16 protein-coding genes are annotated in these 14,841 nt (G+C 64.0%); 9 read left to right on the top strand and 7 right to left on the bottom strand.

Going from position 1 to position 14,841, the window contains the following annotated elements; translation table 11 throughout:
- Window positions 1-40: 40 nt before the first annotated feature.
- Together LB572_RS16415 and pyk are read left to right on the top strand one after the other, a co-directional pair.
- The gene (locus LB572_RS16415) at window positions 41-532 is read left to right on the top strand and encodes a DUF1036 domain-containing protein (RefSeq protein WP_412033566.1); all 492 of its coding nucleotides are present in this window, start codon (window positions 41-43) and stop codon (window positions 530-532) included.
- The gene (pyk, locus tag LB572_RS16410) at window positions 529-1,956 is read left to right on the top strand and encodes a pyruvate kinase (protein ID WP_224668426.1); all 1,428 of its coding nucleotides are present in this window, start codon (window positions 529-531) and stop codon (window positions 1,954-1,956) included. The genes LB572_RS16415 and pyk overlap by 4 nt, the downstream gene beginning before the upstream one ends.
- A gap of 181 nt (window positions 1,957-2,137) precedes the next feature.
- On the opposite strand, the gene LB572_RS16405 is transcribed toward pyk, so the two are convergent.
- The 3 genes from LB572_RS16405 to ykgO all read right to left on the bottom strand — a co-directional run bounded on the left by LB572_RS16405 (window position 2,138) and on the right by ykgO (window position 4,244).
- Window positions 2,138-3,199 carry an alpha/beta fold hydrolase gene (locus LB572_RS16405; protein WP_224668425.1) on the bottom strand — a complete coding sequence of 354 codons (1,062 nt, stop codon included), beginning with the start codon at window positions 3,197-3,199 and terminating at the stop codon, window positions 2,138-2,140.
- 154 nt (window positions 3,200-3,353) lie between these two features.
- On the bottom strand, window positions 3,354-3,974 hold the full coding sequence (locus LB572_RS16400) for a tetratricopeptide repeat protein (protein WP_140807168.1): 621 nt from the start codon (window positions 3,972-3,974) through the stop codon (window positions 3,354-3,356).
- A gap of 144 nt (window positions 3,975-4,118) precedes the next feature.
- Window positions 4,119-4,244, bottom strand: a complete 126-nt coding sequence (ykgO, locus tag LB572_RS16395; RefSeq protein ID WP_006203764.1) for a type B 50S ribosomal protein L36 — start codon at window positions 4,242-4,244, stop codon at window positions 4,119-4,121.
- 244 nt (window positions 4,245-4,488) lie between these two features.
- Here ykgO and LB572_RS16390 point away from each other — a divergent pair, with 244 nt between their 5' ends.
- Window positions 4,489-4,914, top strand: coding sequence for a lysozyme inhibitor LprI family protein (locus LB572_RS16390; protein ID WP_224668424.1), 426 nt, complete (start codon window positions 4,489-4,491; stop codon window positions 4,912-4,914).
- 4 nt (window positions 4,915-4,918) lie between these two features.
- Here LB572_RS16390 and LB572_RS16385 read toward each other — a convergent pair whose 3' ends face one another.
- The 3 genes from LB572_RS16385 to LB572_RS16375 form a co-directional block, all read right to left on the bottom strand.
- Window positions 4,919-5,995, bottom strand: a complete 1,077-nt coding sequence (locus LB572_RS16385; protein WP_224668423.1) for a 5-(carboxyamino)imidazole ribonucleotide synthase — start codon at window positions 5,993-5,995, stop codon at window positions 4,919-4,921.
- Window positions 5,992-6,489 carry a 5-(carboxyamino)imidazole ribonucleotide mutase gene (purE, locus tag LB572_RS16380; RefSeq protein WP_140807171.1) on the bottom strand — a complete coding sequence of 166 codons (498 nt, stop codon included), beginning with the start codon at window positions 6,487-6,489 and terminating at the stop codon, window positions 5,992-5,994. The genes LB572_RS16385 and purE overlap by 4 nt, the downstream gene beginning before the upstream one ends.
- A gap of 138 nt (window positions 6,490-6,627) precedes the next feature.
- Window positions 6,628-6,831: a YdcH family protein gene (locus LB572_RS16375; RefSeq protein WP_040985243.1), complete on the bottom strand. Its 204-nt coding sequence runs from the start codon at window positions 6,829-6,831 to the stop codon at window positions 6,628-6,630.
- Between the two features lie 248 nt (window positions 6,832-7,079).
- Between LB572_RS16375 and LB572_RS16370 the strand changes: the two genes are divergently transcribed.
- From LB572_RS16370 to LB572_RS16345, 6 genes are all read left to right on the top strand, one after another.
- On the top strand, window positions 7,080-7,259 hold the full coding sequence (locus LB572_RS16370; protein WP_140807172.1) for a YdcH family protein: 180 nt from the start codon (window positions 7,080-7,082) through the stop codon (window positions 7,257-7,259).
- A gap of 254 nt (window positions 7,260-7,513) precedes the next feature.
- Complete coding sequence (ispG, locus tag LB572_RS16365) at window positions 7,514-8,764, top strand: flavodoxin-dependent (E)-4-hydroxy-3-methylbut-2-enyl-diphosphate synthase (protein WP_224668422.1); 1,251 nt, start codon at window positions 7,514-7,516, stop codon at window positions 8,762-8,764.
- Between the two features lie 4 nt (window positions 8,765-8,768).
- Window positions 8,769-9,629, top strand: coding sequence for a lytic transglycosylase domain-containing protein (locus tag LB572_RS16360; RefSeq protein ID WP_140807174.1), 861 nt, complete (start codon window positions 8,769-8,771; stop codon window positions 9,627-9,629).
- Between the two features lie 27 nt (window positions 9,630-9,656).
- On the top strand, window positions 9,657-10,208 hold the full coding sequence (locus tag LB572_RS16355) for a chloramphenicol phosphotransferase CPT family protein (RefSeq protein WP_224668421.1): 552 nt from the start codon (window positions 9,657-9,659) through the stop codon (window positions 10,206-10,208).
- A 316-nt stretch (window positions 10,209-10,524) separates the two neighbouring features.
- Complete coding sequence (locus LB572_RS16350) at window positions 10,525-11,661, top strand: sterol desaturase family protein (RefSeq protein ID WP_224668420.1); 1,137 nt, start codon at window positions 10,525-10,527, stop codon at window positions 11,659-11,661.
- Between the two features lie 87 nt (window positions 11,662-11,748).
- Window positions 11,749-12,501, top strand: coding sequence for a Stf0 family sulfotransferase (locus tag LB572_RS16345; protein WP_224668419.1), 753 nt, complete (start codon window positions 11,749-11,751; stop codon window positions 12,499-12,501).
- On the opposite strand, the gene LB572_RS16340 is transcribed toward LB572_RS16345, so the two are convergent.
- Window positions 12,502-14,835 carry a response regulator gene (locus LB572_RS16340; RefSeq protein ID WP_224668418.1) on the bottom strand — a complete coding sequence of 778 codons (2,334 nt, stop codon included), beginning with the start codon at window positions 14,833-14,835 and terminating at the stop codon, window positions 12,502-12,504.
- Window positions 14,836-14,841: the final 6 nt, after the last annotated feature.

The raw sequence follows: 14,841 nt of genomic DNA, 5'->3' as shown, positions 1-14,841 counted from the left end.
GCTTCGAGAGATGCAAATGTGGTTCGCAAGGGGATCTGCGATGGGTTTTGCCGGCCGGTTGCGCAAGCGCTTGGCCGTGCCGTTGCTGATCATCGGCGCGGGATTATGCGCGATTTTCGCGACCTCGCCGGCTCGGGCCGACTTCCGCGTTTGCAACGCAACGCAAAATCTGGTGGGCGTCGGCATCGGCTATCGCGCCAAGGCCGGCTGGATCACCGAGGGCTGGTGGCACATCGAAGGATCGACCTGCAAGACGCTGATAGAGGGTCCGCTGTCATCAAGGTTTTATTATCTTTATGCAGAAGACGCCGAACGCGGCGGGCGCTGGGACGGCCCAATCAACATGTGCGTCGCCGAAAAAGAGTTCAAGATCGCCGGCGTGAATGATTGCGTCGCCCGGGGCTTCCAGCGCGCCGGATTTCAGGAATATGACACGGGCGAGCAGGCCAGCTGGATGGTCCAGCTGACCGACGAGCCTGCAACGGGAGGCGCGCCAGCGGCGGCCCCCGCTCCGGGAACAAGCAGTCAATGAGACGTAACCGCAAGGTCAAGATCCTCGCCACCATCGGTCCGGCTTCCTCCTCCGAGGAAATGCTCAAGAAGCTCTTCGAAGCCGGCGCCGATGTCTTCCGCATCAATATGAGCCATACCGACCACGAACTGATGCGCACGCTGGTTGGCCGCATCCGCGCCGTCGAGGCGGCCGTCGGCCGGCCTATCGGCATCCTCGCCGACCTGCAGGGTCCGAAGCTCAGGGTCGGCAAATTCGCCAACGTCAAGGAAGCGCTGACCCTTGGCCAGACCTTCACGCTCGACGACAATCCAGAACCCGGCACATCGAAGCGGGTGTACCTGCCGCATCCCGAAATCCTGAGCTCGGTCGAGCCCGGTCACCGGCTTTTGATCGACGACGGCAAGCTGGAATTGAAAGCGGTAAAGAGCGACGGCAAGTCGATCACCTGCACTGTCGTCGCCGGCTCGGGCATTTCCGACAAGAAGGGCGTCAGCCTGCCCGATACCGACCTGCCGGTCGGCGCGCTGACCGAGAAGGACCGCGCCGATCTCGACGCGGTGCTCGCCACCGGCGTCGACTGGGTGGCGCTGTCCTTCGTGCAGCGGCCGGAGGATCTGGCGGAGGCTCGCAAGATCGCGCGCGGCCGGGCGCTGATCATGGCCAAGATCGAGAAGCCGCAGGCAGTCGCCCGGCTCCCCGAAATCATCGAGCTCTCCGACGCGCTGATGGTCGCCCGCGGCGATCTCGGCGTCGAGATGCCGATCGAAGCGGTGCCCGGTATCCAGAAGCAGATCACGCGCGCGGCGCGCCGCGCCGGCAAGCCGGTGGTGATCGCCACGCAGATGCTGGAATCGATGATCACCGCGCCCGTGCCGACCCGCGCCGAGGTCTCCGACGTGTCGATCGCCGTCTTCGAAGGCGCGGACGCGATCATGCTTTCGGCAGAATCCGCGGCCGGCGCCTATCCGGTCGAAGCGGTCGCCATGATGAACCGCATCGCCACCAAGGTCGAAGCCGACCCGACTTACGCCGGCATCATCAACGCGCAGCGCTCCGAGCCCGAGGCCACTGGGGCCGACGCGATTTCGCTGGCCGCGCGCGAGATCGCCGAGACGCTGAAACTGTCGGCGATCATCTCCTACACCGCATCGGGCACCACCGGACTGCGCGCCGCGCGCGAGCGTCCGCAGGTGCCGATCGTGGCGCTGTCGCCGATCCTCAACACGGCGCGCCGGCTGTCGCTCTTGTGGGGCACGCATTGCGTCGTCTCGCCGGACGCGACCGACCTCGACGACATGGTCGACCGGGCCTGCCGCATCGCGCTGGAAGAAGGTTTCGGCAAGCCGGGCGACCGGGTGATCATCACGGCCGGCGTGCCGCTCAGGACACCCGGCTCGACCAATATGCTGCGCATTGCGTATGTGGGGTCGGACACGCATTAGGTATGTCGATATTCAGGTGAGGCCGGCCTGCAAGTAGCGACTTCCTGCGCTTCCGGTGCTCACGTACTTTAAGTACGCTCCGCTCCGGTTCTCGGAAGTCACTACTTTCGACTCGGCCTGACTGAATCTCGATATACCCAGCCGTCTTCGCGGTGGCATTCAGGAACCAATCTCTGAAATTTCAGGTCGGCGCCAACTCGGCGTCGGGTACTTCGATGTCCGGACATTTGCCGTCATTATAGGCATCGCTGGCGATCCGGGCCTCCACGGTCCTGGCCATCGCTTCTAGGTCGACATCTTGGCCTACGACTTTCTCGATCGCGCCGACGACGAGGCCGGGCGTGATCCAGTCCGGCTTGTGGCCGAGATTGTGGACCCAGACCAGCTCGGCGCCGGGAATGTCGCGCTTAAGGCCGATGGAATGGATCGTGGCATAGACCACCTTGTCGCGGTCGCCCGAGATGACGACCGTCGGCGCCTTGATCTCGCGGTAAGCGGGTGAGGCGGCGCGGACATAGTCGTAGAGCTGGGCGACATCGCGGGCATTGGCGCGGAAGGCGGACGGCCGCAGCACCAGCGGGATCGAGGCCTCGCCGATGTAATTGTCCGGCGGGTTGTTGGGTGAAAAGACGCAAGCCGTCGCATTGCCGATCTGCAGCATGCCGGCCGGATAGGCGAGCGTTTCGGAAAACAGCCAGCCGATCGCCGGCGTGGCGGTGAGCTTGTAATACCAGGCGGTCGCGCCGCCCGGCCATGGATGCGTGGCGGGCGAAAGAAAGACCAGTCCCAGCGTCTTTTCGGGATGCTGGCGGGCGAATGCCGTGATGATCGCGCCGCCGAAGGAATGCGCGACGATGACTGCCTTTTCGATGCCGAGGCGATCCATCAGCGTGGCAATGGTGTCCGCCTGAGCCGCCAAGGTTTCATTGTCGCCGCGCTCCGACCAGCCGAAGCCCGGGCGGTCGAGGAACAGCATCTCGGCGCGGCGCTCGATCAGGGGCTTCAGCGGCAGCATCTGGTCTTTCAGATTGGCGCTGGCGCCATGGATGAAGACGACCGGCGGCAGGTCGGCGCCGGCCGGCGCCGGGATATGGACATAGTGGATGCGCGCGCCGTCGATCTCGGCGAATGCCCCGACAGGCGGGTTGCGCCGCTCGATCGACCAGACGCCGGCGCGGGTGACGCCGGCCAGGGCAAAGAGGAGCGCGACGAGGAAGAGGAGGGCGGCGCAGATGAGGTTCATGCGGGGAGATATACGGGAGTGGGGCGGAATTAGTTTAGGGGAGTAGGGAGTAGGGAGTAGGGAGTAGGGAGTAGGGAGTAGGGAGTAGGGAGTAGGGGAAGCATTTCCGAGCGCCGTTTTTACAGCGCCCAAAACATACTCCCTTACTCCCCCACTAAATGCCCTCGCCAGCCAGCTCTTCCGAGAGCGTCGAAACCTGGTTCTGGGCGCTGCGCATCATCGGGTAGATCGCCAGCACCTTTTGCCAGGCTTCCAGCGCCGACTGCTTGTGACCGGTCTCGGCCATGATCTGGGCGAGGCCCGAGAGCGCGCCGAAATGGCGCGGCTCGAGCTGCAAGGTGCGGTCGATATCGGCCATCGACTTCCCGTAATTCTTCATCATGAAATGGACGGTGGCGCGCCGGTTCCAGCCTTCGGCATAATCCGGCTGCAAGGTCACCACCTGGTCAAGGAAGTCGAGCGCGACATCGAATTTCTGGTCTGCGGTCGCCTTCTGCGCCCATTGCATCATCAGGTCGATCGAGGCGCTGCCCGACTGGTTCCACTCGTTCCAGATGCGCCCGGCGATGCGCTCTGCCGCCTTTTCATTGCGCTCGCGCTTCAACTCGGTGAAGAGCTGGTCGAGGCGACCCTGTTTGGTCGGAGCGGCCGGCGGCGGCGTGGCGGCGGGCGGCGCGGCATCCGGAGGCAGCGCGCCCGGCACTGTTTCCGCTCCCGCAGGCAAAGCTGCGGCGGACAGCAGAAGGGCGGTGAAAAATGCAAAAAGAATCCGCATCGCCGGAATCTAGTCCCGGACGGCGGATCGTCAAAGTGATTTTAGCGTGAGAGCGCCGGCGAACCGGCATTCGACATCAGCGCGGTGTGGCCTCGTCGCATGTCGCTTCCTTACGGGCGACATGCATCAAGCCGCGCGCAAGCCTCAGCCCTGGCGCGCCTTGTAGCGCGGAGCGGTCTTGTTGATGATGTAGATGCGTCCCTTGCGGCGAACCAACTGGTTGTCGCGGTGACGCGCCTTGAGCGCCTTGAGCGAATTCTTGATCTTCATGGTCTTGCCTGTTCGGTCAGGGCCCGTCCCGGGCCGAATTTTAAAGGCGCGCCCGGAAAAAGCGCGCCTTTGAACTTGCGGTGGCTCATAAACGAGGAGTGTCGTCCGTGTCAACCACGTGACGATGTCCGAATGCCATAAGGGACGCGGCATATCAAATATTCGCCATCCCGGCGGCGCGCCATTGCGCGACTCAAAAGCGGCTGGAATGGTGCGGTCTCGGCGAAACGACCGGAGATTCCACATGCGCCGCCTGCTTTTGCCTGCCTGTCTGGTCCTGCTTGCGACCGCCCCGGCCGCCTTTGCCGAGGATTGCGACCGCAACGACGACAGCCAGTCGATGCTGAACATCTGCGCCGATGCCGACTATCAGGCCGCCGATGCCAAACTCAATGCCGCATATAAGAACATCGTCGGCAGCAACGATCAGGCCTCGAACAAGCTGCTGCAGACGGCGCAGCGCGCCTGGATCGCCTTCCGCGATGCCGAATGCACCTATTCGACCGCCGACAGCGAAGGCGGCTCCATCCATCCGATGGAGGTTTCGGAATGCCTGACGAAGCTCACCAACGAGCGCATAAAGCAGCTGACGTCCGGCGCCAACTGCAAGCTGAGCGATCCGAGCTGCGCCGGCTCGGACGCGGGCGACGACGACCAGGACATGCAGTAGGGCGTTATTTCGGCCTGATGAGGCGCGTGAAATGGCCCATCTTGCGGCCGGGGCGTGACTCGGCCTTGCCGTAGAGATGCAGCATCAGGTCGGGTTCGGCGAGCAGCGCCGGCACCTTAAGCATGTCGTCGCCGATCAGGTTTTCCATCACGCAGTCGAAATGGCGGGCAGGCGTACCCAGCGGCAGGCCGGCGATGGCGCGGACATGCTGCTCGAACTGCGAGATAACGCAGGCAGCTTCCGTCCAATGGCCGGAATTGTGCACGCGGGGCGCCAGCTCGTTGGCCAGAAGCGAGCCGTCGGCAAGGACGAAGAACTCGACGCCGATGACGCCGACATAGCCGAGCGCCGCAAGGATTTTCGCGGCGGCATCCTTGGCTGCCGCAGCCGTTTCAGGCCCGATAGCCGCCGGCAGCGTGGATGTGCGCAATATGCCTTCGCGATGCACGTTCTCGGACGGATCGAAAGCGGCGATGGCTCCGTCGAGGCCGCGCGCGGCGATCACCGAAATCTCGCGCTCGAAGGCGACGAGCGATTCCAAGATCAGCGGCACATTCCCCATGGCCTCGCAGACGCCGGCAAAGCCGGCCGTCTCCATGTTGCGGAAGACACGCTGGCCCTTGCCGTCATAGCCCATGCGGCGGGTCTTCAGCACGCCGCTGCCGCTGAACGTCTTCAACGCCTCGGTCAGCTGGTCGTCATTGTCGACCGGGCGGAATGCCGCCGTGGGGATGCCGATGCCGTTCAGGAAACTCTTTTCGGTCACGCGATCCTGCGCGACTTCGAGCGCGCGTGCCGGCGGATAGACCGGGACCTTTACCGCCAGCGTTTCAGCCGCCGTGACCGGGACGTTCTCGAATTCATAGGTGACGACGGCGCTGGCGGCGGCCAATTCGGCAAGCGCCGCGGGGTCGTCATAGGCGGCGACGATCTGGCGGTTGGCGGCCTGCGCGGCTGGGCAGTCGGCCTGCGGTTCCAGCACCACGATGCGGTAGCCGAGGCGGGCGGCGGCCATCGCCAGCATGCGGCCGAGCTGGCCGCCGCCGATGATGCCGATGGTCGATCCAGGAGCCAGGCTCACGGCGCGTCCGTCGGCTCGGTGGCGACCTTGGCGGTCTGCGCCGAGCGCCAGGCGTCGAGCCGGGCCGCTAATTTGTCGTCGTTGAGCGCCAGCACGGCGGCGGCGAGAAGCGCGGCATTGGCGGCGCCCGCCTTGCCGATCGCCAGCGTGCCGACCGGGATGCCGGCCGGCATCTGCACGATGGAGAGCAGCGAGTCCTGGCCTGACAGCGCCTTGGATTCGACCGGAACGCCGAACACGGGCAGCGGCGTCATCGCGGCCGTCATGCCGGGCAGATGCGCCGCGCCACCGGCGCCGGCGATGATCACCTTGAAGCCGGCGGCCTTGGCGCCCTTGGCGAACGCATAGAGACGGTCGGGGGTGCGGTGGGCGGAGACGATCAGCCTTTTGTGCGGGATGCCCAGCGCCTCAAGCGTTTCCGCAGCCTGGCGCATCGTCGCCCAGTCGGACTGGCTGCCCATGATGATGGCGACGTCGGCACGCTGATCGGTCAAGGCTTCGCTCCCCGGCGGCAAAGGCGCGCCTTAGCGGAATTCGCCGATAGCCGCAAGGATTGTCGCGAAGAGCGCCCCTTCGCTGCCCGCACGGCCCCGCAACCTCGTTGCCGCGACCCCACCTTCGGGAGACATGCTTTAGGCGATGATGTCGGGAATGATGCGGTCTTCCAGCGCCGACAGCCGGTCTTTCAGCATCAGCTTCTTCTTCTTCATGCGCTGGATCTGAAGCGGGTCGCAGCCCGTGGCGATCATCGCGTTGATGGCGGCGTCGAAATCGGCGTGTTCTTGTTTGAGCCGGGAATATTCGAGGCGTATTTCAGCCTGTTCCTGTTCGGACATTATCTACCGTCTGCGTATGCATCGCCCAATCGGGCTGTTTGGGCGGGGCCGGTGGGTTCGTGACTTGTAGATTTGTAGCCGGCGCGCAGCCCTTATCACATTTCACTTTGTCGTGGAATGCTACCACGTGGCATTCGACATCGAGATCGGTTGGTGGCAAACTGTCATGGTGCCGTCACAGTCGCAACCTGCGGTGGAGGCGCCCGCGACGGCTGCAATCGAGGAAACCATGAAAGGGAGAACCAATCATGTCTCTTGCATCCCATCTTGATGAGTTGCAGCGGAAACACGGTGACATCGAGCGCGAGCTCATCGACGCGATGAACCATCCATCGGTGGACGACCTCGAAATCGTGAATCTCAAGCGACGCAAGCTGGCAATCAAGGACGAGATTGAAAAGCTGAAGGGAAGCCCGACCACGCACTGAAGCTCTTCCAGGCACCATCACCGCAACCCGCCGCGGTGAAGTCGTCCGGTGGCAAGAACTGCCACCGGCTTGGTGCTTTTGACTGAAATCACCTGAAGTTTGGGCGCGTCCCCCGTGGCCTGACGCGCTGTCGTTGTCTGCGCGATCCACCGATCAAGCGTGGCCGTTGTAGACATTGGCGATGGCTTGCCATTGACAAGCCATCTTTGCTCCGCCACCTCATGCCCGGACCTTGCAGATAAGAGGCGGCCGGCATGACCGGATATTTTTCCTCCCCTTTCCCGCGCCGGACGTCGGTCGGCGTCGATGTCGGCGGCGTCATCGTCGGCGGTGGCGCGCCCGTCGTCGTTCAGTCAATGACCAACACAGACACCGCGGATGTCGACCAGACGGTCGCTCAGGTGGCGGCGCTGCACCGGGCCGGCTCGGAAATCGTGCGCATCACCGTCGACCGCGACGAAAGCGCGGCCGCGGTTCCGCGCATCCATGAGCGGCTGCTGCGGCTCGGCATCGACGTGCCGCTGGTCGGCGACTTCCACTATATCGGCCACAAGCTCTTGGCCGATCACCCGGCCTGCGCCGAGGCGCTGGCGAAATACCGCATCAATCCCGGCAATGTCGGCTTCAAGGACAAGAAGGACCGCCAGTTCGCGGCGATCGTCGAAATGGCGATCAAGCATGACAAGCCGGTGCGCATCGGCGTCAACTGGGGCTCGCTCGACCAGGAGCTTTTGACCCGGCTGATGGATGACAACCAGGCCCACGGTTTTCCTCTGACGGCACAGGAAGTGACGCGCGAGGCGATCGTGCAGTCGGCGATCCTGTCGGCCGAGATGGCCGAAGAGATCGGGCTTGGCCGCGACAAGATCATCCTGTCGGCCAAGGTCAGCGGCGTGCAGGATTTGATCGCCGTCTATACCGAGCTTGCCACGCGCTCCGACCATGCGCTGCATCTGGGCCTGACCGAGGCCGGCATGGGCACCAAGGGCATCGTCGCCTCGTCCGCCGCCATGGGTATCCTCCTGCAGCAAGGCATCGGCGACACGATCCGCATTTCGCTGACGCCGGAGCCGAATGGCGACCGCACGCGCGAGGTTCAGGTCTCGCAGGAGCTCCTGCAGACGATGGGCTTCCGCCAGTTCGTGCCGATCGTCGCGGCCTGCCCCGGCTGCGGCCGCACGACGTCCACCGTGTTCCAGGAGCTCGCCCAGAGCATCCAGGCCGACATCCGCAAGAACATGCCGGTGTGGCGTGAAAAATATCCCGGCGTCGAGAACCTCAAGGTCGCGGTGATGGGCTGCATCGTCAACGGTCCCGGCGAATCCAAGCATGCCGATATCGGCATATCGCTGCCCGGCACCGGCGAGACGCCGACCGCGCCCGTCTTCATCGACGGCAAGAAGGCGGCGACTTTGCGCGGCCCCTCGATCGCGCAGGATTTCGAGAAGATGGTCGGCGACTATATCGAGCAGCGCTACGGACACGGCAAAGCCGCCGCGGAATGAGCCGATGCAGCGTTTCCTGAAGGCAACGCTGCTCTTGCTTTTCGTGATGATCACGGCCGGCCAGGCATTCGCCGATCCGCCGCAGTCGCGGTCCGCGGCCAAACGGCTGATCAACCGTGTCTGCGATCTGATCGAAACCCAGGCCCAACAGAACGGCCTGCCCAAGGATTTCTTCGCCCGGCTGATCTGGAAGGAAAGCCGATTCGATCCGAACGCGGTGAGCCCGGTCGGCGCCGAAGGCATCGCGCAATTCATGCCGGGAACCGCCAAGATGCGCGGCCTGGCCAATTCCTTCGACATCGAGCAGGCCATCCCGGCTTCCGCCAAGTATCTCGCCGAAATGAAGGGCAGCTACGGCAATCTCGGCCTCGCGGCGGCGGCCTATAATGCCGGCGAGAACAGAGTGTCACGCTGGCTTAGTTCGGGCGGCTTCCTGCCGATGGAGACGGAGAGCTATGTCTTCGACGTCATGGGCGAACCCGTCGACAAGTTCTCGGACAAGTCCTATGCCGGCACCGTCCAGCCGCTCGATCCCAAGATGAGCTTCGCGGTTGCCTGCCGCCGGCTGCCGGTGATCATGTCGCGAACCGTCGCCATGGCCTCGATCAACGTCAAGCCGTGGGGCGTGCAGGTGGCGGGCAATTTCCGCCGCTCGGCTGCGATCGGCCAATGGCTGCGGGTCAGGGGCCGGTTCCCGGCTCTGCTCGCCAGCCATGACCCGGTGGTGAGCCGGGTGCGCACGCCGATCGGCCGGCGCGGCATCTATGCGGTCAGGATCGGTGCCGATTCGCGCGGCGAGGCCAACGGCATCTGCAACAAGCTGCAGGGCGTCGGCGGCGCCTGCGTGGTGTTGCGCAACCGGTGACGCCAGGGTCAAGACAGGGGGCGAGAGATGAGAGCCAAGATCGTCCTGCTCAACGGCGTCGGCAGCGCCGGCAAAAGCTCGATCGCGCGGGCCTTGCAGGGAATGACCGCCGAGCCGTATCTGCATGTCGCGATGGACGCCTTCCTGGAAATGCTGCCGGAGGCGCTGCAGGAGAACCTGCCAGGTTTCGCCTTCAGGACCAGTTGGGAGGACGGCAAGCCATCCGTCGCGATCGAGGCAGGGCCGGTCGGCAGGCGGGCCATGCAAGGCATGCGGCACGCCATCGCGGCGATGGCGCGCCTGGGCAACAACCTCATCGTCGACGATGTGATGCTCGACGGCGAAATGGCGCGGTATCAGGAATTGCTGTCCGACTTCGAGCTTTTCCGCATCGGCGTGTTCGCGCCGCTCGATATGCTCGAAGCCCGAGAAAGCGCGCGAACCGACCGATTGCCCGGACTTGCGCGCTGGCAGTTCGAGCGCGTGCACAGGGGGATACGCTACGATCTCGAGGTCGACACCAGCATGCTGACCGCGCAGGAATGCGCCCGACTCATCCAGCAGCGATTTAAATTGTAGCCACCTGCATTCCTTGCGGTGGATCGAGCTTCCCGGCCGTCAACAACGCAGATTGCCAATTGCTGGTGCGTTTCACCGTTTCACGGAAACGGCGAAACGCACTATCTCTTTGCCTTACGCAATTCCGGACGGAAGGCTACGGCGAAGTCGCCGAGCCAAACCGCCCACACTTTTCCTGGAATTGCTCTAATGTTGCGACGAGAATCGGCTTGTCAGGGCGGCGGCGATTAAACCTTAATACGCCCTGCCATAGTAAGAGCGGGCTCAGTATTTCCGGGGCGTATTCTTTATTCGCGAATCTTACAGGGGGAGCATCATGCCGGCGGGGGATTTCCTTAAGAGGGTTGTGGGCGAGCTGGAAACACCGCGTACCGAGCGGCCGTTCGGGTCCGGCTGGCTGTCCGGCTCGATCGCATTGCTGGCTGGCGTCACGGGCCTGCTGATGGTCATAGTCTTGCGCTACCCGTCGCTGACCTCGATGCCGGATCTGGCGCCCATCCACCAGATGCTGTTCTTCAAGCCGGTCCTCTATTTCGTGCTTATCTCGGGCTACGTCCTGGCCATCCTGAGCATGATGCTGCGCAAGGAAAAGACGCTCGGCGTGGCGGCGATGGTCACCGTGCTGCTGGCCTCGCTCATCGGCATGCTGCCGGCGCGTCACGAGTTGCATGTCGACGGCGTGTTCTTCGGCCTCGATTTCTTCATTCTCAACGTCCTGTTCATGGGTGTGCTGTTCGTCCCGCTCGAACGCATTTTTGCCCGCAACAAGGCTCAGACCGTGTTCCGCGACGAATGGCGCGAAGACCTGTTCTATTATCTGGTCTCGTCGCTGCTGGTGCAGGTACTGACCTACCTGACGCTCGCGCCGTCAAACTTCGTCAACGCGCAAAGCGGTCTCGGTTCGGTGCGCGCCTGGGTCCACGACCTGCCCTGGATCGTGCAACTGCTGGCCGTGATGTTCCTCACCGATCTTGCCCAATATTGGGTACACCGGGCCTTCCATCGCATACCGTTCCTGTGGAATTTTCATGCCGTGCATCATTCGGCCAAGTCGATGGACTGGATTGCCGGCGCGCGGATGCATTTCCTGGAGATCATCGTTCTGCGCAGCCTGACGGCCACGCCGATGTTCGTGCTCGGCTTCGATGAGTCGGCGATCCAGACCTATATCCTGATCGTCTACGTCTATTCGTCCTTTATCCATTCCAACATCGGAACCAGCTTCGGCCCGGTCGAAAAGGTGCTGGTGTCGCCGCGCTTCCATCACTGGCATCACGGCCTCGAGAAAGAGGCGATCGACGTCAATTTCGCCATCCATTTCCCGCTGCTCGACCGGCTGTTCGGCACCTACCATCTGCCGGAGGGGCGCTGGCCAAAGGGATACGGCATTCATGGCCATCCGGTGCCGAAAGGATACTGGCGGCAATTCCTCTATCCGTTCAAGCGCGGCTGATCGCGGGGAGTCCTGCTTTCCTGTCCCGGAATTTCGGCTATAGGCGGCACTGGATTGGGCCGTCTTTGAGGGGGCGCAGGAGCCGAGATGTTCGACGCATATATTATCTGCGGTACGCCCAGAACCGGCAGCACTTTGCTGTGCGATCTGCTGACGTCGACCGGGCGGACCGGGGCGCCGCACTCATTCTACCGCCGGCAGGACATCTTGGAATGGGCCGAGGAATGGAAGCTTCCAGGCCGCGACACGATGAGCGGGCTCGACTTCGATGCCGCCTATCTCAACGCGGCGATCAAGGCCGGCAAGGGCGGCACCGGCATCTTCGGACTGCGCCTGATGCGGGAAAACCTGGACGAGCTCTCGGCGATCCTCGACCGGATCCATCCGGGGCTGCAATCGGACAAGGCGCGTTTTGGGAGGGCCTTCGACCGGATTCTCTACATGCATCTTTCGCGCGAGGACAAGCTTGCGCAGGCCGTCTCCCTGATCAAGGCGGAGCAGACCGGCCTTTGGCACGTCGCGCCCGACGGGACCGAGATCGAAAGGGTCAGACCGCCGGGTGAGCTCCGCTATGACTTCCAGCGCATCAGGGGTGAGGTGAGCGAGCTCGAAGCCTATGACACGGCCTGGAACATCTGGTTCGCGCAACAGGACATCGCTCCGCTGCGGATCGGCTATGACCGTCTCGCCACCGATCCCGCCGCAACGCTGATTTCGATCTGCGAGGCGCTGGGCGTTCAACCTCCGGGCGTCGGCGACATCAGACCAGGCGTAGCAAAGCTTTCCGACGCGACAAGCCTCGACTGGATGCGCCGCTACCGTCTCGACGCGGCGGTCTGACTATGCCGTCTTCGCCGCCACCGTCTCGCTGAGCCAGGTGCCGATCTTGGCGCCGAGGCGGTCGGGCGAGACCGGCTTCGGCAGATAGTCGTCCATGCCGACCTCGATGCATTTTTCGCGGTCGCCCTTGAGCGCATGCGCGGTGACGCCGATGATCGGCGTGCGGTCGCCGTTCTGCGCTTCGATGGCGCGGATGGCGCGGGTCGCCTCATAGCCGTTCATCTCCGGCATGGAGACGTCCATCAGCACCAGGCGGGGGCGCAGCGAGCGGTACATCTCGACCGCCGTGCGGCCATTGCCCGCGATGCGGTAGCTCAGACCGAACCCGTTGAGGATCTGGCCGAAGACCAGCTGGTTCACGTCATTGTCTTCGGCGATCAGGATATCGATCGGACCGCTTGGCGCGGCGGTCGATTCCGGCGCCGCCGGAACTTGAACGGCCGGCCCGCGAATGACTGTGAAGGCCGGCGGGGCAGCCTGCGCCGCGGCCGGCTCGCGCACGAAATGTGCCTTGGCGCCCTGCGTGCGCGCCTTCTGGATGGCGGAGATCACGGTGCCCAGCAGCACCGCCGAACGCGCCGGCTTGGTGAGATGCGCGACGATGCCGAAATCGATCACCATCCTGCCGAAATCGACCTGGTCGACCGAGGTGAGCAGCACGACCGGGATGGAGGAAAGCCGGCTGTCGGCGGCAATCGCCCTCGCGACATCGGCGCCGTTCATGCCGGGCATCTGGTAATCGAGGATGATGCAGTCGACCGAGGCGCCGAGCTGGCAGGCGCGGTCGAGGAAGGCGAGGCCGACCGCGCCGCTTTCGGCGGCCGCGCAGTCGAAACTCCAGCTTCTCAGCTGCTCGAGCAGGATCTCGCGGTTGACCGGATTGTCGTCGATGACCAGCACCCGGGCGCCGGTGACATCCACCGGCACGAGCTCGTCGCGCGACTGCTGGTTATGCGCCGGCAGCGGCACGGCGAACCAGAACACGGAACCGCGGCCGATCTCGCTTTCGACGCCGATCTTGCCGCCCATCAGGTCGACGAGACGCGCGCCGATCGCGAGGCCAAGGCCGGTGCCTTCATGGCGGCGAGTCGAGGAGCCGTCGACCTGAGCGAATTTCTCGAACACGCTTTGCAGTTTTTCGGCCGGAATGCCGATGCCGGTGTCCTCGACGCGGACCTTGAGCTGGACCACGCCGTCGACGACATCGCCGCCGACATCGATCAGCACATGGCCCTTCTCGGTGAACTTCACGGCGTTGCCGAGCAGGTTGGTGACGATCTGGCGGAAGCGCCCGGCATCGCCGACGACGAAGGCCGGCAGGTGCGGGTCGACACGCACGATGAGCTCGAGGTTCTTTTCGGCGACGCGCGCCGACACCAGCGTCGCCACATCCTCGACCGCTTCCGCCAGGCGGAAGGGGGCGGGATCGAGCGTCAGCTGGCCGGCATTGATCTTCGAGAAATCGAGGATGTCGTTGATGATGGTGAGCAGCGCGTTGCCGGATTTGACGATGACGTCGGTGAAGGTCTTCTGGCGCGGCGTCAGCTCGGTCTTGGCGAGCAGTTCGGCCATGCCGAGCACGCCGTTCATCGGCGTGCGGATCTCATGGCTCATATTGGCGAGGAATTCCGACTTGGCGCGGTCGGCGGCCTCGGCCTTGAACAAGGACGCGGCGGTCTCGGCGAAGGCGCGGCGGATCGCATTCTCCATCGGCCGGAAGATCAGGACCGCCGCGATGGCGAGCACGGCGAACAAAAGGCCGCTCGCCCACAAAAGCAGCCGGTCGCCGGAAGCATCGGCGAGGCGGCGTTCCTCGTCGAGCGCGGTGCGCACCTTCACCAGCATGGGCTGGGCGAAAAGGTCGTTCTGGTTGCGGATCTCGCGGTAGCTCCACTCGTCGACCTTCTGGGCGACCGCCATCAGGTTGAAGTTGCGCACCATGTCGCGCGCCGACCAGAACAGGTCGTCATTGACCGAAGCGGTGTCCAATGCGTTGAGGGTGCCCTTCGACAGGCGCGGCCTGATCGCGGCAAGCTGGGCGTCCAGGATGCCGATCTCGGCCATCAGGCGTTCGGAATGGCCGCGCGCGGCGGTCGTCAGCGCGTCGCGCGTCTCGCTGCGCCAGGCGGTGCCGGTGGTCTCGGCGAAATTGGTGGCGTTGCGCAGGTCGCGGGCGAAGATGACGAAATTGCCGCTGAGGGCATCGACCTCGTGACGGTAAGAATTCACACGGTTGAGCGCGAACATGACGGCGGCGGAGGCCAGCGCGAAGACAAGCAGTCCCGAAATGTAGCGGATCCGGATCGACCCGAGGAAGGAGGAATATTCCGGCATGCGCAA

This window comes from Mesorhizobium sp. BH1-1-5 (genome assembly GCF_020165615.1).
Classification (GTDB): Bacteria; Pseudomonadota; Alphaproteobacteria; order Rhizobiales; family Rhizobiaceae; genus Mesorhizobium.
This window is presented reverse-complemented; position numbering and strand designations above follow the sequence as displayed.